The organism is Kushneria konosiri (assembly GCF_002155145.1).
Classification (GTDB): Bacteria; Pseudomonadota; Gammaproteobacteria; order Pseudomonadales; family Halomonadaceae; genus Kushneria; species Kushneria konosiri.
Genome location: NZ_CP021323.1, coordinates 1,144,660 through 1,167,409, shown reverse-complemented (window position 1 = coordinate 1,167,409; position 22,750 = coordinate 1,144,660). Strand labels below are relative to the sequence as shown.

Annotated in this window: 19 protein-coding genes and 1 pseudogene; 13 read left to right on the top strand and 7 right to left on the bottom strand. The window is 58.7% G+C overall.

Features of this window, described 5'->3' with window-relative positions:
• Positions 1-7 precede the first annotated feature (7 nt).
• The 3 genes from gyrB to B9G99_RS05450 all read left to right on the top strand — a co-directional run bounded on the left by gyrB (position 8) and on the right by B9G99_RS05450 (position 4,315).
• On the top strand, positions 8-2,425 hold the full coding sequence (gene gyrB / locus B9G99_RS05460) for a DNA topoisomerase (ATP-hydrolyzing) subunit B (RefSeq protein WP_086621093.1): 2,418 nt from the start codon (positions 8-10) through the stop codon (positions 2,423-2,425).
• Between the two features lie 106 nt (positions 2,426-2,531).
• Positions 2,532-2,795, top strand: coding sequence for an AAA family ATPase (locus B9G99_RS05455; RefSeq protein WP_086621092.1), 264 nt, complete (start codon positions 2,532-2,534; stop codon positions 2,793-2,795).
• On the top strand, positions 2,759-4,315 hold the full coding sequence (locus B9G99_RS05450; RefSeq protein WP_148663911.1) for an ATP-dependent nuclease: 1,557 nt from the start codon (positions 2,759-2,761) through the stop codon (positions 4,313-4,315). The genes B9G99_RS05455 and B9G99_RS05450 overlap by 37 nt, the downstream gene beginning before the upstream one ends.
• An 11-nt stretch (positions 4,316-4,326) precedes the next feature.
• Here B9G99_RS05450 and B9G99_RS05445 read toward each other — a convergent pair whose 3' ends face one another.
• Entirely contained in the window at positions 4,327-5,082 is a 756-nt protein-coding gene (locus B9G99_RS05445) for a 3'-5' exonuclease (protein WP_086621090.1), read from the bottom strand.
• On the bottom strand, positions 5,070-5,933 hold the full coding sequence (locus B9G99_RS05440) for an arginase family protein (protein WP_227875946.1): 864 nt from the start codon (positions 5,931-5,933) through the stop codon (positions 5,070-5,072). Before B9G99_RS05440 ends, B9G99_RS05445 begins: the two co-directional genes overlap by 13 nt.
• A gap of 283 nt (positions 5,934-6,216) precedes the next feature.
• Here B9G99_RS05440 and B9G99_RS05435 point away from each other — a divergent pair, with 283 nt between their 5' ends.
• The 4 genes from B9G99_RS05435 (at position 6,217) to B9G99_RS05420 (ending at position 10,550) form a co-directional block, all read left to right on the top strand.
• Positions 6,217-7,497, top strand: coding sequence for an ABC transporter substrate-binding protein (locus tag B9G99_RS05435; RefSeq protein ID WP_227875945.1), 1,281 nt, complete (start codon positions 6,217-6,219; stop codon positions 7,495-7,497).
• Positions 7,498-7,598: 101 nt separating this feature from the next.
• Positions 7,599-8,498 (top strand): carbohydrate ABC transporter permease, encoded by a 900-nt coding sequence (locus tag B9G99_RS05430; protein ID WP_086621089.1) that lies wholly within the window; start codon positions 7,599-7,601, stop codon positions 8,496-8,498.
• Complete coding sequence (locus tag B9G99_RS05425) at positions 8,495-9,370, top strand: carbohydrate ABC transporter permease (RefSeq protein WP_086621088.1); 876 nt, start codon at positions 8,495-8,497, stop codon at positions 9,368-9,370. The genes B9G99_RS05430 and B9G99_RS05425 overlap by 4 nt, the downstream gene beginning before the upstream one ends.
• Before the next feature lie 7 nt (positions 9,371-9,377).
• Entirely contained in the window at positions 9,378-10,550 is a 1,173-nt protein-coding gene (locus tag B9G99_RS05420; RefSeq protein ID WP_086621087.1) for an ABC transporter ATP-binding protein, read from the top strand.
• A gap of 36 nt (positions 10,551-10,586) precedes the next feature.
• Here B9G99_RS05420 and B9G99_RS05415 read toward each other — a convergent pair whose 3' ends face one another.
• Positions 10,587-11,816 (bottom strand): aminotransferase-like domain-containing protein, encoded by a 1,230-nt coding sequence (locus tag B9G99_RS05415; RefSeq protein WP_335617631.1) that lies wholly within the window; start codon positions 11,814-11,816, stop codon positions 10,587-10,589.
• 7 nt (positions 11,817-11,823) lie between these two features.
• Here B9G99_RS05415 and B9G99_RS16955 point away from each other — a divergent pair, with 7 nt between their 5' ends.
• From B9G99_RS16955 to gabT, 4 genes are read left to right on the top strand one after another with little or no spacing between them, the layout of a single operon-like run.
• Entirely contained in the window at positions 11,824-12,213 is a 390-nt protein-coding gene (locus B9G99_RS16955) for a hypothetical protein (protein ID WP_227876020.1), read from the top strand.
• A gap of 5 nt (positions 12,214-12,218) precedes the next feature.
• On the top strand, positions 12,219-13,640 hold the full coding sequence (locus B9G99_RS05410) for an APC family permease (RefSeq protein ID WP_086621086.1): 1,422 nt from the start codon (positions 12,219-12,221) through the stop codon (positions 13,638-13,640).
• Positions 13,641-13,662: 22 nt separating this feature from the next.
• Positions 13,663-15,111 carry an NAD-dependent succinate-semialdehyde dehydrogenase gene (locus B9G99_RS05405; RefSeq protein WP_086621085.1) on the top strand — a complete coding sequence of 483 codons (1,449 nt, stop codon included), beginning with the start codon at positions 13,663-13,665 and terminating at the stop codon, positions 15,109-15,111.
• Between the two features lie 26 nt (positions 15,112-15,137).
• Complete coding sequence (gene gabT, locus B9G99_RS05400; protein WP_086621084.1) at positions 15,138-16,415, top strand: 4-aminobutyrate--2-oxoglutarate transaminase; 1,278 nt, start codon at positions 15,138-15,140, stop codon at positions 16,413-16,415.
• Between the two features lie 92 nt (positions 16,416-16,507).
• Here the strand turns inward: gabT and B9G99_RS05395 are convergent, their stop codons facing one another.
• The 3 genes from B9G99_RS05395 to B9G99_RS05385 form a co-directional block, all read right to left on the bottom strand.
• Positions 16,508-17,458, bottom strand: coding sequence for a ribokinase (locus B9G99_RS05395; protein ID WP_086621083.1), 951 nt, complete (start codon positions 17,456-17,458; stop codon positions 16,508-16,510).
• Between the two features lie 62 nt (positions 17,459-17,520).
• A complete protein-coding gene (locus tag B9G99_RS05390; RefSeq protein WP_086621082.1) occupies positions 17,521-18,219 on the bottom strand; it encodes a pirin family protein in 699 nt (232 codons plus the stop codon).
• A 248-nt stretch (positions 18,220-18,467) separates the two neighbouring features.
• Positions 18,468-19,493 carry an SDR family oxidoreductase gene (locus B9G99_RS05385; protein WP_086621081.1) on the bottom strand — a complete coding sequence of 342 codons (1,026 nt, stop codon included), beginning with the start codon at positions 19,491-19,493 and terminating at the stop codon, positions 18,468-18,470.
• Positions 19,494-19,671: 178 nt separating this feature from the next.
• Between B9G99_RS05385 and B9G99_RS16950 the strand changes: the two are divergent.
• Together B9G99_RS16950 and B9G99_RS16945 are read left to right on the top strand one after the other, a co-directional pair.
• Positions 19,672-20,004 (top strand): annotated as a pseudogene (locus B9G99_RS16950) (trehalase-like domain-containing protein); the annotation flags it as partial.
• Positions 20,005-20,333: 329 nt separating this feature from the next.
• The gene (locus B9G99_RS16945; protein WP_227875995.1) at positions 20,334-21,473 is read left to right on the top strand and encodes a glycoside hydrolase family 15 protein; all 1,140 of its coding nucleotides are present in this window, start codon (positions 20,334-20,336) and stop codon (positions 21,471-21,473) included.
• Positions 21,474-21,694: 221 nt separating this feature from the next.
• Here B9G99_RS16945 and B9G99_RS05375 read toward each other — a convergent pair whose 3' ends face one another.
• Positions 21,695-22,543 carry an HAD-IIA family hydrolase gene (locus B9G99_RS05375; protein WP_227875944.1) on the bottom strand — a complete coding sequence of 283 codons (849 nt, stop codon included), beginning with the start codon at positions 22,541-22,543 and terminating at the stop codon, positions 21,695-21,697.
• Between the last annotated feature and the right edge of the window lie 207 nt (positions 22,544-22,750).

Below are 22,750 nucleotides of genomic sequence, written 5' to 3'. Positions count from 1 at the left end.
AGCATCAATGAGCGAACCACAGGCTTACGACTCATCGAGTATCAAGGTTCTTAAAGGACTGGACGCGGTACGCAAGCGCCCGGGCATGTACATTGGCGATACCGATGATGGCACCGGCCTGCATCACATGGTGTTTGAAATCGTCGACAACTCGATCGACGAGGCCCTGGCCGGCCACTGCAGCGAAATCCGGGTCGTCATTCACCCCGATGAGTCCGTGACTGTTTCCGATGACGGCCGTGGCATCCCGACCGATATCCACTCCGAAGGGGTGTCGGCGGCGGAAGTGATCATGACCGTGCTCCACGCCGGCGGCAAGTTTGACGACAACTCCTACAAGGTGTCCGGCGGACTGCACGGCGTGGGCGTATCGGTGGTCAATGCACTCTCCGAGCAGCTCAAGCTCACCATCTGGCGCAAGAACCAGGTGCACGAGCAGATCTATCACCACGGTGTGCCGCAGTCGCCGCTGGCGATCGTGGGCGATACCGAGCGTTCCGGCACCCAGATCCACTTCAAGCCCTCGGCAGACACCTTTGCCAACATCGAGTTTCACTACGACATTCTGGCCAAGCGCCTGCGCGAACTGTCCTTTTTGAACTCCGGTGTGGCGATTCGTCTGCTCGACGAGCGTGACGGTCGCGAGGAGCTGTTTCACTATGAGGGCGGTCTGCGTGCCTTCGTGGATCATCTCAACGCCAATCGCACCACCATCAATCCGGTGTTTCACTTCAATGCCGAACGCGAGGATGGCATTGTGGTGGAAGTGGCGATGCAGTGGAACGACAGCTACAGCGAAAACATCTTCTGCTACACCAACAACATTCCGCAGCGCGACGGCGGCACGCACATGGCGGGTTTCCGTGGTGCGCTGACTCGCAGCCTCAACAGCTACATCGAGGCCGAGGAGCTGCAGAAGAAATCCAAGGTCGCGACCTCCGGTGATGATGCCCGTGAAGGTCTGACCGCCATCATTTCGGTCAAGGTGCCCGACCCGAAGTTCTCCTCGCAGACCAAGGACAAGCTGGTCTCCTCCGAGGTGAAAACGGCGGTCGAGCAGGAGATGAGCCGTCAGCTCTCCGACTATCTGCTGGAAAACCCCGCTGACGCCAAGGCGATCGTCAACAAGATGATTGATGCCGCCCGCGCCCGCGACGCCGCCCGCAAGGCACGTGAGATGACACGCCGCAAGGGCGCGCTCGATATTGCCGGGCTCCCCGGCAAGCTGGCCGACTGTCAGGAGAAGGACCCGACCCGCTCGGAGCTCTATCTGGTCGAGGGTGACTCTGCCGGCGGCAGTGCCAAGCAGGGGCGTGATCGTCGTACCCAGGCGATCCTGCCGCTCAAGGGCAAGATCCTCAACGTCGAGAAGGCGCGCTTTGACAAGATGCTCTCCTCGGCCGAGGTCGGCACGCTGATTACCGCGCTGGGCTGCGGCATCGGACGTGAAGAGTTCAACGCCGACAAGCTGCGCTATCACTCGGTCATCATCATGACCGACGCCGATGTCGACGGCTCGCACATTCGAACCCTGCTGTTGACGTTTTTCTTCCGTCAGATGCCGGAGCTGATCGAGCGTGGCCACATCTTTATCGCCCAGCCGCCGCTGTACAAGATCAAGCGCGGCAAGAACGAGATGTATCTCAAGGACGAGGCGGCGCTGATCCAGCACCTGACCACCACCGCCCTTGACGGTGCGCAGCTGCACGTCAACGCTGATGCGCCGGGAATCGGTGGCGAGCATCTCGAGAAGCTGGTGCACCAGTATCGTGACGTGATGGACCGTCTGGATCGTCTGGCGCGTGTCTATCCGGCTGACGTGCTCAAGCGTCTGATTTACGCCGACCCGGTCAGTGAAGAGATGCTGGCCGACAAGGAGGCCATGACGCGCTGGTCTGATGCCCTGCAGGCGGATCTCGATGAGCGCATCGCCTATGAAGGCGGCCCGCGCTATACCTTCCGTCTGGTGTATAGCGAAGAGCGCGGTCTCTATCTGCCGGCGGCGGTGTTGAGCGCCCATGGTGTGGAAACCGATTATCCGCTGGGTCTGGGCTTTTTCCAGTCGGCCGATTACGCCGCCATGGTCGCACTCAACCGCGCACTCGATGGTCTGCTTGAAGAGGGCGCCTACATTGCCCGCGGCGAGCGGTCAAAGCCGGTCGAGAACTTCCATGACATCCTCACCTGGCTGATGGCCGAGGCCAGTCGCGGCTTCAGCATTCAGCGCTACAAGGGGCTGGGCGAGATGAACCCGGATCAGCTGTGGGAAACCACCATGGACCCGGACAGCCGCCGCATGCTCAGGGTGACCATCGAGGACGCCATCGGCGCCGACATGATGTTCAATACCCTGATGGGTGATGAGGTCGAGCCGCGTCGTGACTTCATCGAGCAGAACGCGCTGGTCGCGAATCTGGACATCTGATCAGAGAAGCACGATTTTTTAGTTTAAAGGGATAGCCAAAAGCTATCCTTTTTTAGCGATTTTTAATAAGAATATCCTTATTAAGATAAAATATTTATGGTGCCAAATGTCCAACATCTCTTTAAAAAAAATAAAGGTTGAAAATTTTAAGAAAATAAGTTTTGTGGAAATAGAAACGAAGCCAATTACTTGTATTGTTGGAGCAAATGGAAGCGGGAAAAGTAGTGTTTTGCAAGCAGTGCAGGTAGTAGCTTCTTTGATGCAAGGAGCTAGAAAACGTATAGATAAAAAAATGGTAGCCCCGACTTTGCTAAATCACTTTCAAATGAAGATGTGCCATATAGACCTACAAAAAATATTCTTGATTTAAAGAAAGGGGCTCCAGCGACTCAACAAACGGGTTTTTCTATAAAATTCGAATATGAGTTAGATGAAGAACAAAGCAGTTTAGAATATAGCGTAGAAGTGAAAAGAGGAAAAAATGCTAATTTATCTTTAGCAACAAAGGGAAGCTTAATTTTTGCAGATACTTTGAGCAGCCACATAAATATGTTTTCGGTACTGGTTCCCGGCCTTTCTGGTTTGGCTCGGAGCGAAGAGCTTAAAACACAAGGCGCGTTGCGCCATTTAGCTATGCATGGAGATTCAAATTTATATCTGAGATCTATTCTTTATCACGTGTTCGATGTCGCTGAAAAAAGGAGAAGGTTTTACGCCTTTTTGAATTCCTGCTATCCAGGAATGGAAGTTGAAGTTGCTTATGACATAGACGTCGATCATTTCATCGAGGTTTACGTTTCTAATAAAGGTAACTCAATACCGATAGATTTAGCAGCGACAGGTGTTTTACAGGTTATACAGATTTTTGCATATGCTTGTTTCTTTATGCCAAAAGTGTTGGTGTTAGATGAACCAGACGCTCATCTACACGCTGACAGCCAGAATAAGCTGTTTTTAGCACTAAGCGAACTTTCGAAAGAAGGTAGTACTCAGATAATACTTGCAACTCATTCTCCTCATCTGATGAATCTTATCGAAAACCATGATAACTGCTCGTTGGTTTGGTTGGATAGTGGGTCCAGAATTGAGAATTCTTCTGATAAGCTGACACCGCTTCTTACAGAAATAGGAGCACTTGGTTTTGGAAAGTCGTTGTTTGAGAAAACAACTAAAATAATCCTGTTAACGGAAGATAAAGATCAATTCTTTATTCGAGAGTACTTAGAAAGTTCAGGGTTCAAAGATAATGTGGCTTTTTTGTCATATAATGGCTGTGAAAATCTTGCTGCTGCTCGTAGACTAGCAGTTTTGCTATCTGACAAGATAGAAAATGTTTTTATAGTGATACATAGAGATAGAGATTTTAGAACTGAAGGTGAAGTGAATTTCGAAAAAAATAGATTTAATGAGTGGCTGGAAATTGAGAATGCGAATAGTTCTATAATTTATGAAATTATGACAGATTATAATGATATGGAGCATTACTTTTGCCAAAGCGATCATCTTTCTGAAGTTTTAAGCTTGAGCGATGAAGAGGCTTCTTCAATAGTTATTGAAGCTATAAAGCAGAAAAGGCATAAGTTGCCTATAAAAATAGATAGAGCTAGAGAAAAAATAGAAAGCCAAATATACGGATCGCAGAGAGTCAAAGAAAAAGCAATTTGTTTTGGGCTGCCAAGAAATGCACCTAAAAGGAACAAATGGCTACCTCAAAGTGGTGACGAAAATATAAGCTTTGAAAATTGCCATGGGAAAGTCCTTATGGCAAGTGTTAAAAACCAGTTGCAACTTTATGGTTTATCTTCAGAAACTGTGAATAGTAAACTTTATAAGAGAAGTAAGGCTATCGATAGGACAGATTTTTTTGTTTTTTTGAAGGGGCTGCTATAAATACAGCTTTTTTAGAAAAGACGGGACTGAATGGGTTTTTTCGATAATCTACGTCTGGCGTATTCAGCCTCGAGCGAGGCCAGCACATCGATACTGCCACCGCGCCAGCCGGTCAGCGCCTGGATCAGAGCGCCATCATCGAGTGATTCGATGGTGTGTCCGCGTGCAGGGCCATGGCGTAGACGCATGCCGGGCACGGGCTGTCCGGTGGTGGCCCAGTCGAGAAAGGGGGAAAATTCGGTAAAACCAAAGCGCGCCATCAGCGGCGGGACCAGCGCTGCGGTCATGGTCACATCAAAGAGCGCATCGTGGGCGTGGGTCGGTTCGTCACCGGTCAGTTCGCGATACATGTTGCCCAGTGAAGCGCTTACCAGACCGTCGCGCTTTTTGAGCCGATAGGCGGGAATGAACAGATCCAGGCTGCGCCCTGGACGACAGCCCAGCCGGCGCGCGATCACGTTGTCGAAACCGGTATTGCTGTAGCCGATCACCAGCGCATCAAACCCCTGGCGGGCGGCCTCGCGATAGACCTGCGGGATGGCATGGCGATAGTCAGGGCAGTGCGCGACATCCCTGTCATGAAAGCCATGCACCCGAGTGGTCGCCGGATCGATCGGCCCGCCCGGGTGATAGCACTCGCTTGACTGCCACTGTTGATCAAAAACACCGTCGCTTTCCAGCTCGCCTCCCAGCACGGCCAGCTGTACCACGCCGCAGTCGCGAGCCCGGCCGCCGGACGTTTCAAAGTCGTGGATCAGGGCGCGCATGGTGCATCAACGGACAAGAGCCTTTTGGCCAGCGGCGCCAGTATCTCGACCAGTGTCGTCAGATCGGCCGGTTCCGACTGGTTTGGCCAGTGGGATTCGAGCTCGGCAATCTCCATGCCGATGACGTTTTCTTCACACAGGGCGGTCATCAAGGCACCGAGTGCCTCCGGTGAGAGTCCGCCTTCGACCTGATAATCGGTGGGCACTACGCCTGCATCGAGAACGTCGCAGTCCAGGTGGATATAGACCGGGCGACCGTTGATGGCCTGGCGTAGCGTCTCGGCGCTCAATTCAGAAGGGGGCAGGTGGTAGACCAGCCCATCATCGATCAGGGCCTGCTCGTCGGGGTCGAGCTGATGGGCGCCGGCCAGAACCACCTGATCCAGACTCAGATCACTGCCCAGACCGCTGTCCCAGAGTCCGGCGGCCCCGGCAATCACCATGCCGCCGAGATAGCCTGATCCGGTCGTCCGTGGTGTGTTGAGATCGCCGTGAGCATCCAGCCAGACAATGCAGGCGCCGGGGTGCTGACGCGCGACCACGGGCAGGGTCGCCAGTCCGCCGGCGCAGCGGCTCATGGTCAGTACCGGGTGTTTCCCTGTGATCAGGCTCTTTTCCAGATAGCGACCCATCGAGATGAAATCGGGTGTAATGGCCTCCAGCACCTGCTCCCAGCCGCCCGGTAGCGCGCGCCCCGGCGCCCCGAGCGTCTGAAGCGGAATCTCCAGATGCCGGGCCAGATGCCGAGCAAGCGCCAGTGCGCCGGCCATGCCCAGGGTGTTGCGCCCGGCACAGTTGCCCTGAAAACAGACCAGGGGCGCCGGCGCGGTGATGGGAGGCTGCTGCACCATGATGTCTCCATGTCAGGGAAAGGGAGTGATCATGCCACGGTGCCCGGCCGATCACATCCATGGGCGACGCATAAAAGCCAGTACGGCATCAGCGCTTGTCACCCTGCCGCCATTTATCGCCCCTGAGATGCGAGAGACGGCTCAAGGCCCTGCGTCGATGGTTGTATTGTGACCCGCTAATGCCTGAGTAATAGTTCTTTACCGCCCACGTTTGCGCCCGACCTCGTGGGTCCCCCCGAGCACGATATCGACCCGCCTCAACAACAAGACAAGGGACATCCCAATGATCACAAGACTCAATAAATACCTGATGGCGGGTGCAATACCGCTGGCCGTTGCGCTGTCGTCGACGGCTTTCGCTCAGGAGAGCACCGGCAAGGGCGAGGTTGAAGTACTCAACTGGTGGACCTCCGGCGGTGAGGCCAAGGCCCTGGGCGCGCTCAAGGATCAGCTGGCCGACGACGGCATCGGCTGGAAGAACATGCCGGTCGCGGGCGGTGCGGGTACCAACGCGATGGCCGTGCTGCGCTCGCGTATCACGTCGAACAATCCTCCTACGGCGGCGCAGGTATTGGGCTACGACGCTCAGGACTGGGCTGACCGCGATGCATTGAGTTCGCTGGATGACGTGGCAAAGGCCGGCAACTGGGATGAGGTCTTCCCGCAGCCGATCCAGCAGTTCGCCAAAAGCGACGGTCACTGGATTGCCGCGCCGTTCGAGATTCACTCCACCAACTGGGTGTGGGCCAACAAATCGATGATGGATGAGCTCGGCATCCAGCAGCCCAACACCTGGGAAGAGTTCATGGCCTCGATGAAGAAGGCCCAGGACGCTGGTCATACCGGTCTGGCCTACGGCGGACAGCCGTGGCAGGACGCGACCGTGTTTGAAAACGTGGTGCTGGCCACCGGCGGTGCCGACTTCTATCGCAAGGCCATGATCGATCTTGACCCCGAAGCGCTTGATTCCGACACCATGATCAGGTCGTTTGATCGCTTCCGGGAGCTTTTGCAGTACAAGGATGACAACTCCCCGGGCCGTGACTGGAACCTGGCCACCGCGATGGTCATCAATGGTGACGCGCTCTATCAGATCATGGGCGACTGGGCCAAGGGCGAGTTCCTCAATGCCGGGCTCAAGCCGGAGCAGGATTTCATGTGCTTCCGTACGCCGGGCACGCAGGACGCGGTGACCTTCAACAGCGATCTGATGATCATGTTCAAGACCGATGATAAACAGCAGCAGGCGATGCAGCGCACCATGGCCGAAATCATCGGCTCGCCGGAGTTCCAGATCACCTTCAGCCAGCTCAAGGGCTCGGTGCCAGCGCGTACCGACCTCGCCGCCGACAAGCTGGATGCCTGTGCCCAGCGCGGTTACGAGCAGGTGAAAACGGCTGCCGAGAGCAACACGCTGATGGGCAGCATGGCACATGGTTATGCTGCGCCTGCGAGCGTGAAAAATGCGGTTTTTGACATCGTCTCCTCGTTCGTCAACAGCGACATGCCCAGCGACGTGGCCGCCGAGCAGCTGGCCATGGCAGTTCAGGGCGCACGCTCCTGATCGCGTCGTGTTTCTGGTCCGGTCGTTCTGATCGAGTAGTGATGTGACGCATCCGGCCCCGCCATCCCCGGCGGGGCCATGATCCTGACCCGAGGTTTTCGATGTCGAAACCACCCTCTTCGCGGGGCATCGGCGATCGCCTGCAGCACTGGCTGCCAAGGCTTGTGCTTGCGCCGTCGTTCGTGCTGGTGCTCTTTTTCGTCTACGGCTTCATTCTCTGGACGACCTGGATCTCCTTTAGCGACTCGGGGATGCTGCCGGACTACACCTGGGCCGGTACCCGGCAGTGGTCGCGGCTGTGGTCTTCCTGGACCTGGGGCATTGCGCTGCACAACATCTGGGTGTTCGGGCTGCTCTATATCGTGACCTGCACCGCTCTGGGGCTATTGCTGGCGATTTTGCTGGATCAGCGCATTCGCGCCGAGGGAGCGCTGCGAACCATTTATCTCTATCCGATGGCGCTGTCGTTTATCGTCACCGGCACGGCCTGGCAGTGGTTTCTCAATCCTGGACTGGGGCTTGAGCGCACCATGCACTCGCTCGGCTGGGAGAGTTTCAGTTTCAACTGGCTGATCGACGCCAGAATGGCGATCTATACCGTCGTGATCGCCGCCGTCTGGCAGGCGACCGGCTTTATCATGGCGATGTTCCTGGCAGGTCTTCGGGGTATTGATGGCGAAATGATCAAGGCCGCCCAGATCGACGGCGCGCCGACCTGGAAAATCTATTTACGCATCATTATTCCCCAGCTGCGTCCGGTCTTTCTGAGCGCGATCGTGGTGCTGGCGCATCTGGCGATCAAGAGCTTCGATCTGATCGTGGCCATGACCGGCGGTGGCCCGGGCAATGCCACCGCAGTGCCGGCGACCTTCATGTACTCCTATGCGTTTTCGCGCAACGAGATGGGCATCGCCGCGGCCAGCGCCGTGTTCATGCTGGCGGTCATTGCCGCGCTGATCATCCCCTATCTCTACAGTGAACTGAGGGAGCCTCGATCATGAGTGCCGCTACCACCGTGGCGCGTCGCAACACCCTTGGCCGGGCGCTGCTCTACGCCGTGCTCGCCGTGTTTGCGATCGCCTATCTGATGCCGCTCTATGTGATGCTGGTGACCTCCTTCAAGCCGCTTGAGGAGATTCATCAGGGCAACATGCTGGCGCTGCCCGAGACCTGGACCTTCGCGCCATGGCGCGAGGCGTGGGGCAGTGCCTGCATCGGTCTCGAGTGCAGCGGCGTGCACGGCTATTTCTTCAACAGTATCAGGATCGTGGTGCCGGCGGTGCTGATCTCGGGGCTTCTGGGGGCGTTCAACGGTTACGTGCTGACCAAGTGGCGCTTTCGCGGCCACAAGATCGTTTTCGGGTTAGTTCTGTTCAGCTGCTTCATTCCGTTTCAGATCATCCTGCTGCCGATGGCGCGAGTGCTGGGGATCCTGCACATCGCCAACAGCACCACCGGACTGGTGCTGGTACACATCGTCTACGGGATCGGCTTTACGACGCTGTTCTTTCGCAACTTCTACGAGAGCTTTCCCGACGAGCTGGTGCGCGCGGCCAAGCTCGATGGTGCGGGCTTTTTCACCATCTTTTTTCGCATTCTGCTGCCGGCCTCGATTCCGATCATCGTGGTGACGATCATCTGGCAGTTCACCAATGTCTGGAACGACTTTCTGTTCGGCGTCTCCTTTACCTCCGGCGATAGCGCGCCGATCACGGTGGCACTTAACAATCTGGTCAACAGTTCCACGGGTGTGAAGGCGTATAACGTCAACATGGCGGCGGCGATGGTGGCGGCGGTGCCGACGCTGATCGTCTACATCCTGGCGGGCAAATACTTTCTGCGCGGTCTGATGTCGGGATCGGTCAAGGGTTGAGGCATTCATGAGCTTTTTACATATTCACAACGTCCACAAGCGCTTTGGCGACACCCATGTGCTCAAGGGCATCGACATCGCCATCGAGAAGGGCGATTTTCTGGTGCTGGTCGGGCCGTCCGGCTGTGGCAAGTCGACCCTTTTGAACATGATCGCGGGGCTTGATGCCATCAGCGAAGGTGAGCTTCTGCTCAACGGTGAGCGGATCAACGATCTGCATCCGTCGCGACGCGATATCGCCATGGTGTTTCAGTCCTATGCGCTTTATCCGAGCATGACGGTGGCCGGCAACATCGGTTTCGGCCTCGAGATGCGCAAGGTCCCGAAGGCCAAACGCCGCGAGGCGATCCAGCGTGCCGCCGAGCTTTTACAGATCGAGAACCTGTTGAACCGCAAGCCGGCCCAGCTTTCCGGTGGTCAGCGCCAGCGCGTGGCCATGGGGCGGGCGCTGGTGCGTGAACCGCAGCTTTTTTTGTTTGACGAGCCCCTGTCGAATCTGGACGCCAAGCTGCGTGTCGACATGCGCACCGAGATCAAGCAGCTCCATCAGCGCCTGGGCACCACCATCGTTTACGTCACCCACGACCAGATCGAGGCGATGACGCTGGCGAGTCGCATCGCCGTGATGCGCGGCGGCGAGCTGCAGCAACTGGGCACGCCGCAGTCGGTCTACGATGACCCCAACAACCTGTTCGTGGCGGGTTTCATGGGCTCGCCCTCGATGAATCTGGTCACTGCCCGCATTGAGCGCCACGACGGGACGCTGGTGGCCCGCATGGCATCACCGTCGGGCGACGTCACGCTGCCGATCGTGCGTGATCGCGCGGCGCTTGAGGCGTGGTGTGATCGGGACGTGATGCTCGGGCTACGTCCGGAGGCCATCACCGACCCGGCCAGCGCCAATCATGAGGAGGGTGACATCCATGAGGCGACGCTCGAGGTGTCGCTGGTCGAGCCCACCGGTGCGGATCTTTACGTGGTGACGCAACTGGGCGGGCGCAGCATCAACGCCCGCATGCGCCCAGGGTTACCCTTGAGTCCGGGACAGTCAACCCGCTTTGCCTTCGATGTCTCGCGCATGGTGGCCTTTGACCCCGAGACCGAGGCGCGCATTCGCAATGAGGCTGCTGACGCCAGTAACGTGGCCGTTCGAGGTGAAACCTTTAGCCAGAACGCCTGACGACAGCGGTGGTCCGGGGAGGGCAGGTGCGGGTCGCTAACGGCCCTCGACAAATCGGCGAATACCCTCGGCAAGCTGCTGTCCCAGCCGTTCCAGCGTCTCGCCCTCGACCATGCCGATGCCCAGTACCAGCCCGCGACGAGAATCATCGTCAGCACAGACCGGGCTGAGCGGCTTGACCACCAGCCGGTAATGGTTGAGCAGATAACGTGACAGGCGCACATCATCAATGTCGCCTGCCAATGTCACGCACAGCGTAATGGTACCCGCCGGTAGTGAGATATCGATCACGCCCGGCAGGTCGACCAGCAGGTCATGCAGGGTATGCTGGCGCTGGAGATAGTCCCGGTTGATCCGACGACACCAGCGATCCAGGTCGCCATCGGCCATGAACCTTGCCAGCACGGCCTGATCCAGCATGCGCCCTTCTCGAAAGATCTCGCTTCTGAGCTTGTTGATGGCACTGCTCAGTGCGCGGGGCACGACCAGATAGCCAAGCCTCAGCCCCGGAAACATCAGCTTGGAAAACGATCCGGCCAGAATGGAATGGCCGTCATCCGGGGAGAAGAGCAGCTCTCGATGGCCGGTCTCAAGAAATTCGTAATCGTCCTCGATCACAATATCGGGTGACAGGTGCTCGACCAGCGCGCGCTTGTCCTCGATCGGCACCGGCACGCTCAGCGGATAGTGACGGGCACCGGTCAGATACAAGAGTCGCGGGGCGGGGGCGATCACTGACATGTCGACATGGCCGCTGCCGGGCTGCCAGCGGCACTGCTCGATGCCAAGCCCCGTGGCCTGAAAGACGTTGCGAGCACCCCAGTAGCAGGGCGAGTCCATCACTACCCGGTCGCCGTGATCGGCCAGCGCCAGGGCGCAGAGCTCCAGCCCGTGGTGGGTGCCATCGGTAATGATGATCTGTTCCAGGGCACATTCGATGCCGCGACCGCGACGCAGAAAATCAGCGATCTCGCGTTTTAACGGCCCGTAGCCACCGCTGGAGTAGGAGAGCAGCAGTGCGTTTTGCGGCACGGTCAGGGTGGCGTAGAGCGTGCGCCAGCGCCGCATGGGAAAGCGGGCGATGTCGGGAATGCCGGGCACGAAGGCGCCACTCTGGATCGGGCTGGCACCGCTGGTGCCCAGAATCCGTTGCGCCCGCTGCGACAGCGCCGCCGGCTCGGCCTGCGCCGTGGCGGGTGATGCGCCCTGGCGGCGACTCCAGCTGCCGCGGCCGTGCTGGGTCGCCAGCAGCCGGCGCGACTGCAAAAGCTCGATGCAGGGTATTACGCGCCACGCCCAGACGCTCACAGATATGACGATGGGCCGGCAGACGCTGACCATCGACCCACTGCTGCTCGATCAGCGTCGTCAGGGCCTGCTCCAGACGTACCTGCTTGCTCAGCCGGTCGGGCTGGCGTTGCCAGGCCATTTCGATATCGCTCAGAGCCTCTTCGACAGATCGCTGCATGATACGGGTCCGGGCAGGGTAGCGGGCGAGAAGGTCATTATGGTGGGGAACTTCAGTAGTGGTCTACCCGAACGCTCAAGTGGTTCATGTACCCGGCGCAGGACAGTGGTAGCGTGTGAGCAGGGAGACACAACAGGCCGCGTGACATGGCACAACATCCTCCCGGCCCTGAAAGATCACAATAATGACGGATAAATCCTATGCAGAGCACAACCAAACCACGCGAGCTGGTGCGCGTTCTGGCACGCACCGATGTCCTGGCACTGGCCTTCGGCGCCATGATCGGCTGGGGCTGGATCGTTTTGACCGGCGGCGCGATTCTTGATGCCGGCAGTCTTGGTGCCATCATCGCCTTTATCATCGGTGGTATTGCGGTCCTGCTGGTCGGGCTGACCTACGCCGAGCTGGCGGCCGCCATGCCCAAGGTGGGCGGTGAGCACGTCTACAGCTATCGCGCACTCGGCCACTTTGCCTCCTTTGTCTGTACCTGGAGCATCGTGCTGGGCTATGTGAGCGTCGTTTCCTTTGAGGCGGTAGCCCTGCCCACCGTGGTCGAGCAGCTTGTTCCGGGCTATGACGTGGGCCATCTCTGGACCGTCGCCGGCTGGGACGTCAAGGCCAGCTGGGTGGCCGTCGGTGTCATCGGCTCGCTGATCATGATGGCGATCAACTATGTCGGCATCACCACCGCGGCGCTGATCCAGAAACTGGTGACCGGGCTGATTCTGGTGGTGGGTGTGCTGTTTATCACCGGCGCGCTCTTTACCGGTGAGGCCGCCAACATGACGCCGCTGTTCAACCATGAGTCCAGCGGCGGGTTCGCCGGCGGCATCATGGCGGTGCTGGTCATGGCGCCCTTTCTGTTCGTGGGTTTTGACGTGATCCCGCAGGCGGCCGAGGAGATCGATCTGCCGTTTCGCGATATCGGCAAGGTGCTGATTGCGTCGGTGCTGATGGCGGTGGCCTGGTATGCGCTGATCGTGCTGGGCACCAGTCTGATGCTGGATCAGCCGGCGCTTGAAGGCAGCTCGCTGTCCGTCCCGGATGCCATGGTGGCCGTCATGGGCAGCGTATGGGGCAGCAAGCTGATGGTTCTGGCAGGCATTGCCGGCATCATCACCAGCTGGAATGCGTTTTATATCGGCGGATCACGAGCGATCTATGCGCTGGCGCACTCTGGCATGCTGCCGGCCTTTCTGGGCAAGCTGCATCCGAAGTACAAGACACCGACCAATGCCATCATCATGATCGGTCTGTTGTCGACGATTGCGCCCTTCATGGGCCGCCCGGCCATGGTGTGGCTGGTGGATGCCGGCGGTCTGGGCATCGTGATCGCCTATCTGTTCGTGGCGCTGTCCTTCATGGTGCTTCGAAAGCGTGAGCCCGGGATGGATCGTCCCTTCAGGGTGAGCAATGGTCGTGTGGTCGGCGCGCTGGCGGTGCTGCTGTCACTGGGTATGGCCTGTCTTTATCTGCCGGGTAGCCCGTCGGCGCTGACCGGTATTGAGTGGGGGGTGTTCGGAGGCTGGATGATTCTGGGTCTGGCGATGTATTTCTTTGCGCTCAACCGCTATGGACGAGCGTTCAGTGACCGGGTCATGCAGGACGTTTATCACCGCTGACATCATATCCATGAGGTAGACAATGTTTGATATCGAGTTCAAGAACCAGCGTGCCGCCGCCCTGATCGGTGATCAGTGGCAGGAAGGCCGGCAGCAGTTTGCCGTCAACAACCCGGCGACCGGGGAGCTGGTCGCCAACGTGGCCGATCTCGGCGCCGAGGAGACTCGCGCGGCAGTCGCGGCCGCCGAGACGGCAATGGCCGACTGGCGCAAGGTGCCGGCAAAAGAGCGCTCGCGTCTGCTGCGCCGCTGGTTTGACCTGGTGGTTGAAAATACCGACGCTCTGGCGCGCCTGATGACGCTGGAGCAGGGCAAGCCGCTGGCGGAAGCCCGCGGTGAAGTCGGCTATGGCGCCTCGTTTATCGAGTTCTACGCTGAAGAAGCCAAGCGCATCGCCGGCGAGACCCTGCCGGGGCACGGCGCGGACAAGCGCATTCTGGTCATGCGCGAGCCGATCGGCGTGGTCGCGGCCATCACGCCCTGGAACTTCCCGCTGGCGATGATCACTCGCAAATGCGCGCCGGCGCTGGCGGCCGGCTGTACGGTCGTGATCAAGCCGGCCGAGGCGACGCCGTTGACCGCGCTGGCACTCGCCGCGCTGGCGCTGGAAGCCGGCATTCCGCAGGGGGCGATCAATGTGGTCACCGCCAAAAGCCCTGCCGCAGTGGGCGAAGTGCTGACTACCGACCCGAGAGTGCGCAAGGTCTCCTTCACGGGTTCCACGCCGGTCGGCAAGAAACTGCTGGCGCAGTGTGCCTCCACCGTCAAGAAAACGGCCATGGAGCTGGGGGGCAACGCGCCCTTTATCGTGTTTGACGATGCCGACCTTGATGCCGCGGTTGAAGGCGCGATTGCCTCCAAGTACCGCAATGCCGGCCAGACCTGCGTATGCACCAACCGCTTTCTGGTGCAGTCCAGCGTCTACGATGCCTTCGTTGAGAAGCTCGCCGCTCGCGTGCGGGAACTCAAGGTTGGCAACGGCATGGAAGAGGGCACGATCATTGGACCGCTGATCAACCAGGCGGCCGTCGACAAGGTCAGTGTCCATGTCAGCGATGCGCTCGACAAGGGCGCTCGACTGGTAGAAGGTGGACAGGCGCACGCGCTGGGACACTCGTTTTACGCCCCGACCGTGCTGGCCGATGTCACCCCCGAGATGGCCGTGGCTCGGGAAGAGACCTTCGGGCCATTGGCGGCAGTGTTTCGTTTCGACCAGGATGATCAGGCCATTGCGATGGCCAACGATACGCCCTTTGGCCTGGCGGCCTACTTCTATGCCCGCGACTACAAGCGCATCTGGCAGGTGATGGAGGCGCTCGAGTACGGCATGGTCGCCGTCAACGAAGGGCTGTTGTCGACCGAGCTGGCCCCGTTTGGCGGTATCAAGGAGTCAGGACTGGGTCGAGAGGGTTCGCACCACGGGCTGGAGGAGTTTACCGAGCTCAAGTATGTCTGTCTCGGCGGGCTGTAATTGCTGCATATCAAAGGAGATCGCGCATGAATAATAATGAACTCAATGAGCTTAAAAAACGCTACGTCGCCAACGGCGCGGCAAGTCCGGATGGTCATTTTGCCGACCGTGCCGAGAACGCCGAACTGTGGGACGTCGATGGCAAGCGCTTTATCGATTTTGCCGGCGGTATTGGTGTGCTCAATATCGGCCATCGTCACCCGAAGGTAATCGAGGCCGTCAAGGCACAGCTCGACAAGGTCATGCATACCTGCCAGACCGTCATGCCCTATGAGGGCTACGTGAAGGTGGCCGAGAAGCTCAGTCACATCACGCCGGTACGCGGACATGCCAAGGTCATGCTGGCCAACTCCGGTGCCGAGGCGCTGGAAAACGCCGTCAAGGTCGCGCGCGCCGCGACCGGCCGCTCGGGCGTGATCTGTTTCACCGGCGGCTATCACGGCCGCACGTTCATGACCATGGCCATGAACGGCAAGGTCGCCCCCTATCGCACCGATTTCGGTCCCATGCCGGGGCAGGTCTATCGCGCGCCCTATCCGGTCGAATCAATCGGTGTCAGCGAGGAAGACGCACTGCGCGGCCTGAAGATGACCTTCAAGACCGATGCCAACCCGAAGGACACGGCCGCGATCGTCATCGAGCCGGTGCTGGGCGAAGGCGGTTTCCATGCTGCTTCACCGAGCTTCATGAAGGCACTGCGTGAGATCTGCGACGAACACGGCATTTTGCTGATCGTCGATGAAGTGCAGTCCGGCTTCGGCCGTACCGGCAAGATGTTTGCCATCGAGCATACCGGCGTTGAGCCCGACATCATGACCATGGCCAAGAGCATGGGCGATGGCATGCCGATTTCGGCCGTGGTCGGTACCGATCGTGTGATGGATGCCTCGGGCGGCAATTCGCTTGGCGGTACCTATACCGGTAGCCCGGTCTCCTGTGCCGCTGTTCTGGCCGTGCTGGAAGTGTTCGAAGAGGAAAACATCCTCGAGAAGAGTCAGGCGCTGGGCGACAAGCTCGGTGAGCGGTTCCAGACGCTGGAACGCTCGTTTGACTGCGTGCGCAACTCGCGCCATCTGGGGGCGATGGCCGCCTTCGATCTGGTCCGCGCCGATGGCGAGCCTGATACGGAGCTTGCCGGCAAGCTCTGCAAGACGGCGCGCGAACGTGGCCTGATCCTGCTGTCCTGCGGCCTCTATGGCAACACGATCCGCTTTTTGATGCCGGTCACCATCAGCGATGACGTGCTGTGTGAAGGGATGGATCTGATCGAATCCATGCTGAAGGAAATGAGTGGTCAGTCGTAAGTCACCAGCGCATGCATGATCCGAGCGCTTGAAAAAAAGGCCCCGCCATTGGCGGGGCCTTTTTTATGTCATGAAGCGGTGGCGAGTGTGGCTCATGACGGGCGGGCAGCGATCTTCAGGAAGGTTTCGACCTCATCGACCGTCGGGATGCCGGTGGCCGCACCAGCACGTTGCACGGCCAGTGCGGCGGCCGCGGTAGCGCGCTCCAGGCAGGTAGAGGCATCGTTGCCCGCCTGCAGGGCGGCCATGTAATAGCCGATGAACGTGTCACCGGCACCGGTCGTATCGACGGCCTGTACCGGACGCGCCGGCTGGTACAGGGTGTCACCACGTTCGCCGTCGATGCGCCAGGCCCCTTCCGAGCCCAGCGTCAGCACGATATTGACGCCCGGTAGTGCCGTTTGAAGCGCCTCGATCAGGGCGTCGGCATCGCTTTGCTCGTCGATGTCCACCAGCGCGGCAGCTTCGCCCCGGTTGACGAACAACAGCGCGAGATCCTTCAGGGGCAATTCGCGAATGGCCGGCGTCATCGGTGCGGGATTGAAGGCGACCTTCAATCCGCGCTCGAGCGCCTGACGAATCACGACGTCAATATCGTTGCACTCGTTTTGCAGCAGCAGCCAGCCGCCCTTGTCGGCACCGGTCAGCAGCTCATCGATCCGCTCGGACGTAAAACTCTGATTGGTACCACCGAACAGCACGATGGCGTTTTCCCCCTCGTCGTCGACCTGGATCACGGTATGGCCGCTGGCACTTTCCAGCAGCGCTACGTCATCGATATCGGCGCCGGCGTCCTTCAGGGTCTCCAGCGCCCAGTCGTCGGCACGGCCAAGCTGTCCCCAGTGGCTCACCTGCCCACCGGCCCGCGCCAGCGCGATGGTCTGATTGGCACCCTTGCCGCCCAGCACGATCTGGTAATCAGTGCTGGAGAGGGTCTCGCCGGGACGCACCAGATGCGGGACACGATAGACATGGTCGATATTGATCGAGCCATAGTTGTAGACGGTGGCCGACCCGGAGGACGGCTGCTTCGGTAAGGACATGATGGCCTCGCTGTAGTCATTGATCTGGTGTGATCATCGAACACAACGAGGCCCTTGTCGATTCAGGGTAGATCAAAGACCAGCGCTTCGGCATCACGACCGCGCGTCAGCTCAATCCGCGCTTCTTCTTCCAGCATCAGGGCATCACCGCCTTCAAGAAGCTGGCCGTTGATCTCAAGCGTGCCGCGAATGAGGTGCACGTAGGCACGACGGCCTAGCGCCAGCGTATGAGTGAGCGTGGTCTCACCCTCCAGGAGCGTGGCGTAAATGAAGGCATCCTGTTCGGTGCGCAGTGAGCCATCGCGGCCATCCGGGGAGATGATCAGGCGCAGCTGGTCACGCTTTGAGTCAGCAGAGAAGTCCGCCTCGCTGTAGCGCGGTGTAAGCCCGGTCTCACGAGGAAAGAGCCAGATCTGCAGAAAGTGCACCGGCTCATGGGCGCTGTGGTTGAACTCGCTGTGCTCCACGCCGGTACCGGTGGTCATCAGTTGCACGCGTCCCGGCCCAATGCTTGAGCCGTTGCCCAGCGTATCGCGATGGGCCAGTTCGCCGGAAAGCACGTAGGAAAAAATCTCCATGTCACGATGGCCGTGTTGACCAAAGCCGCCGCCGGGAGCGACACGGTCTTCATTGATCACCCGCAGGGGGCCGAAATGGACATGGTCAGGATCGACATAGCCGGCAAAGGAAAAGGAGTGGTAGCTCTCAAGCCAGCCGTGATCGGCGTGGCCACGTTCGCTACCAGGGCGCAGGGTCAACATGGGAAAGCTCTCCGTCAGTCTGGAATGCGCCCAGCATCTGCTTCGAATTCCTGCATGGCAACTGCATAAAATGAGCGTTTGTTATCGATAAAATCGAATGCCTCGCAGAAGGAGCGTGGGTGTTTTCATGCCGTCTCAAATCTGTCTTTTCAGACCGGCTGTCTCTCGGGCCAACAATACCCAACGCCAAAGACAGGCGTGCAGGACACCTGCCTGATGGGGCAACAATCAGCGCTATCTCAAAGCATTCAACGTCTTTTGAGTCGTCTGGTGGAGCGACGTGAACCGGCTTTCAATAGCGATCCCACAATCACCAGCGCACCGGCCATCAGGCCCAGTTCATGTCTGTGAGTGGTTGCCCAGAGCTGCGCACTGGTGGAGAGCGCTTCATCGTCAAAACGGCCATGCGCTCCGCGTGCCCCGGGAACCGGTTGCCAAAGGTTGTCAGGGCGGCCGGGGGGGCGACGCTCATCGGTCTGCTGACCACTGACGGCAGTGCGAGCGAGATAACGATCCAGCAGGCCGGGAAAAACCTTGTTGCCCCAGATGCTCATGACGGCCGACCGGCCGACATAGATTTCGCGGCGGCGGTGATGGGCGGCCCAGTAGACGGCGCGTGCGCCCACTTCGGGCTGATAAACCGGCGCCACCGGCCGGGCGCGGTGCGGCAGATGGCTCTTGCACCAGTCAAACTGCGGCGTGTTCAATCCCGGCATTTCCACCATGGTGACATGAACCCGGCTGCCCTCGTTGAGAAGCTCGGTACGCAGCGCCTGGGTGTAGCCCTTGATGGCATGCTTGGCACCGCAGTAGGCGCTTTGCAACGGCACCGCCCGATAGGCGAGCGCCGAACCGACCTGCACGATGGTGCCGCTGTTGCGTGCGCGCATTCGCTTGAGCGCTGCCATGGTGCCGTAGACGTTGCCGTGATAGGTGACATCGGTAACCCGACGATAGTCTTCCGGGCTCATGTCGCTCAATGAGGAAAACAGCGTCGTCATGGCGGCGTTGACCCAGACATCGATCGGGCCCAGCGCGGCTTCTATCTGCTCCGCCGCGGCCTCGACCTGGTCGGCATCAGCCACATCGGCGCTGACGACTACCGCGCGCACCCCCATGGCTTCCAGCGCCTTTTTGACCGTTTCAAGACGTCCTTCATCGCGTCCGATCAATCCGACATGACTGCCATGGTGGGCGAATTCATGAGCGATGGCACAGCCCAGTCCCGCGCCAGCACCAGTCACCACCGTCACTTCCTGTGTTTCGCGTGGCATAAGGCGTTCTCCGAATTTTAAGTTTCAATTTACTTTACGCTATACAGCGTAGATCGCTATCTGATCAGCGAGAAGGCACATGAAGGGATCGTGTGCGCGACAAAAGTCTCCCTGTCGCCGTTATAAACTTAATCTAGGCTGAATAAACTGGCCGTGAGCACACTCTGGAGACAAGGACATGCAGGCATCCCGTTGTATTGAGGACTATGGCTTCATCGGTAACCTGAGAACGGCGGCGCTGATCGATCGCGATGCCTGCATAGCGTGGCTCTGTCTACCCCGGTTCGATGCCGAAGCCTGCTGTGCGCTGTTGTTGGGAGAGCGGCATAACGGTTACTGGCAAATCTCTCCACAGGGAGCGGTCGTGTCTCGCTCGCGCCGCTACCGCGGTGAGACGCTGGTGCTTGAAACCGAGTTTGAAACGGAAAACGGACGAGTCGCAGTGATCGATTTCATGCCGCCCGTTCAGAAGGGACAGACGCATAACGATCTGGTGCGTGTGGTAGAAGGGCGTCAGGGATGTGTCGAGATGCAAAGCCGGGCCCTCTTTCGTTTTGATTACGGTCGAGTGGCGCCTTTCTCGCATTATCAAAACGGCGTCATGTCGGCTGTGGCCGGGCCTGACAGTTTGCGCCTGGCATCGAGTGCTGAACTTGAAGAAAACGAAGAAGGCGTCTGCTGCGCGCGGTTCAGTGTCACTTCCGGTGAACGCGTCGCCTTTGTGTTGACCTGGCACCCGGCCTGGCAAACACCTCCTGAGGTTCTGGATGCCGACCTTGAACAGCAGGCAGTAGAGCAGTGGTGGCAACAGTGGAGCCGTCGTTGTGAGATCGACGATCGATATCGTGCGCCGGTCATACGCTCCCTGATTACCCTCAAGGCGCTGACCGATGCCGATACGGGCGGTATCCTGGGGCAGCGACGACCTCCCTGCCCGAAATCAGCGGGGGAGAAGCCAACTGGGACTATCGCTACACCTGGCTGCGAGATGCCTCCTTTGTACTGCATGCGCTGCTGGATAGTGGCTACCGGGAAGAGGCCGAGGCCTGGCGGTCATGGCTTCTGCGTGCGGTGGCCGGCGGGCCTGAAAGCCTGCAGCCCATGTATGGCATAGGTGGCGAGCGGCGCCTTGTGGAGCATGAGTTGCCGTGGCTGTCAGGCTTTAATGGTGCAACGCCGGTGCGCATTGGCAACGGCGCCTGGCAGCAGCAACAGCTGGATGTCTACGGTGAGGTCATGGACGCCCTGCACCGGGCGCGTCGACACGCGCTGGCGCCCGAAAGCGATCTCTGGCACGTGCAGTATCAGCTGCTGGAATATCTTGAGCAGCATTGGCAGGAGCCTGGTGCCGGCCTCTGGGAGCTGCGTGGTCCGCAGCGCCATTATACGCATTCCAGAGTCATGGTCTGGGTGGCCTTTGATCGCGCAGTCAAGGCAGTGGAATGCTTTGATATGAAAGGCGATCTCGAACGCTGGAAGGCCCTGCGTCAGCAGGTGCATGATGAAGTGTGTGCCCATGGGTTCAATGAGCGTCGTCAGAGCTTTGTCCAGTATTACGGCGGTGAGGCACTTGATGTGTCGGCCTTGCTGTTGCCCCTGATGGGGTTCTTGCCGGCAGATGACCCGCGCATGGTCAGCACTGTCGATCTCATTCGCAAGGAGCTGGGCCATGATGATTTTCTATATCGCTTTCTGACCGATAACAAGCAGACGTGTCTGACAGACGGCGAAGGTGCCTTTGTGATCGGCTGTTTCTGGCTGGTCGATAATCTGGTTCTACAGGAGCGATACGACGAGGCCCGGGCCCTTTTTGATCAGCTGTTGGGAATTCGTAACGATCTGGGGCTGATGTCGGAGGAGTATGACCCACGTTCAGGGCGTCAGCTGGGCAACGTCCCCCAGGCCTTTTCGCATGTAGGCCTGATCAACAGTGCTCACCTGCTGACCCGGGGCACTGGTTCATCGAAGGGGTATCCCTGATCAGAGCAGCGTCAGGCGAGGCCGGCCTCGATTGATTTGAATCCCTGCCTGGTCGCTGCAAAAACAAGCATTTGACGTCAATAAAATGAAATGCGCCCGTTGAAGTGATCCAACGGGCGCAAAGGCATCAACGCATGGAAAGACTCAGGCGTTCTGGATTGCCGATCGATTTCTCAGGGCCGGGAAATCAAATAGCCCAAGATGTAAAATTTAAAAAGAAATCACTTTTTGGTTTCGGATTTTCTGGCTTCTTTTTCACCGCTTTTGATAGCTTGAGCATTGTCGTCTTCCAGCAGATCCGCCACGGAATCGAGAATCTCCTTGGGACGGAACGGGTACTGCTCCAGATCATCGCGCTGAGCGATGCCGGTCAGCACCAGAACGGTATGCAGCCCTGCCTCGATACCCGCCACGACATCGGTATCCATGCGGTCACCGATCATGCCGGTACGCAAGGAGTGGGCCCCCAGCTTGTTCAGCGCCGAGCGAAACATCATCGGGTTGGGTTTGCCCACCACGTAGGGCTCGCGCTTGGTGGCGCTGGTGATCAACGCCGCTACTGCACCGGTGGCCGGCAGCGGGCCTTCCTGACTGGGGCTGGTCACATCGGGATTGGTGACAATAAAGCGGGCCCCATTGTTGATCAGACGAATGGCCCGGGTAATGGCCTCGAACGAGTAGGTGCGGGTCTCACCCAGCACGACATAGTCCGGATCGGTATCGGTCATCACAAATCCGGCCTCGTGCATCGCCGTGGTAATGCCGGCCTCGCCAATGATAAAGGCCGAACCGCCGGGCGACTGATCCTTTAAAAAGGCGGCGGTCGCCAGCGCCGAGGTCCAGAGTTGATCCTCGGGCACGTCAATACCGCTGCGCGCCAGGCGCGCACTGAGATCACGCGGGGTATAAATCGAATTATTGGTCAGTACCAGAAAGGGCTTTTTTTTCTCCCGCCATTGATTGATCAGTTCCGCAGCGCCGGGGATGGCCTTGTTTTCATGCACCAGCACGCCGTCCATATCGGTCAGCCAGCAATCAACGTCTCGCTCCATTTTCTTGCCTGTCGTCACAATACGCTCCCCCCTGATAGGTGATGATCTTCAGCATAGCGGTAGACGGCTCTTCATGCCCTTCATGGTGCATGGCCACCACGTCGGGGTGGGACCGATAGGCACGGCCAATATTGTTATATCACGTCTGTTTGATGTAGTGCTTTTGAATGGCTGAAATAGCCATAATTAAAAAACATTGTTTATTAAATGGAGGCCAGTTAAAAG

Coding starts and splice junctions, on each gene's coding strand:
- B9G99_RS05405 (WP_086621085.1), top strand. CDS start 13,663: ATGTTTGATATCGAGTTCAAGAACCAGCGTGCCGCCGCCCTGATCGGT.
- B9G99_RS05385 (WP_086621081.1), bottom strand. CDS start 19,493: ATGCCACGCGAAACACAGGAAGTGACGGTGGTGACTGGTGCTGGCGCG.
- B9G99_RS05425 (WP_086621088.1), top strand. CDS start 8,495: ATGAGTGCCGCTACCACCGTGGCGCGTCGCAACACCCTTGGCCGGGCG.
- B9G99_RS05390 (WP_086621082.1), bottom strand. CDS start 18,219: ATGTTGACCCTGCGCCCTGGTAGCGAACGTGGCCACGCCGATCACGGC.
- gabT (WP_086621084.1), top strand. CDS start 15,138: ATGAATAATAATGAACTCAATGAGCTTAAAAAACGCTACGTCGCCAAC.
- B9G99_RS05395 (WP_086621083.1), bottom strand. CDS start 17,458: ATGTCCTTACCGAAGCAGCCGTCCTCCGGGTCGGCCACCGTCTACAAC.
- B9G99_RS05410 (WP_086621086.1), top strand. CDS start 12,219: ATGCAGAGCACAACCAAACCACGCGAGCTGGTGCGCGTTCTGGCACGC.
- gyrB (WP_086621093.1), top strand. CDS start 8: ATGAGCGAACCACAGGCTTACGACTCATCGAGTATCAAGGTTCTTAAA.
- B9G99_RS05420 (WP_086621087.1), top strand. CDS start 9,378: ATGAGCTTTTTACATATTCACAACGTCCACAAGCGCTTTGGCGACACC.
- B9G99_RS05435 (WP_227875945.1), top strand. CDS start 6,217: ATGATCACAAGACTCAATAAATACCTGATGGCGGGTGCAATACCGCTG.
- B9G99_RS05440 (WP_227875946.1), bottom strand. CDS start 5,933: ATGGTGCAGCAGCCTCCCATCACCGCGCCGGCGCCCCTGGTCTGTTTT.
- B9G99_RS16955 (WP_227876020.1), top strand. CDS start 11,824: ATGCAGGGTATTACGCGCCACGCCCAGACGCTCACAGATATGACGATG.
- B9G99_RS05430 (WP_086621089.1), top strand. CDS start 7,599: ATGTCGAAACCACCCTCTTCGCGGGGCATCGGCGATCGCCTGCAGCAC.
- B9G99_RS05445 (WP_086621090.1), bottom strand. CDS start 5,082: ATGCGCGCCCTGATCCACGACTTTGAAACGTCCGGCGGCCGGGCTCGC.
- B9G99_RS05455 (WP_086621092.1), top strand. CDS start 2,532: ATGTCCAACATCTCTTTAAAAAAAATAAAGGTTGAAAATTTTAAGAAA.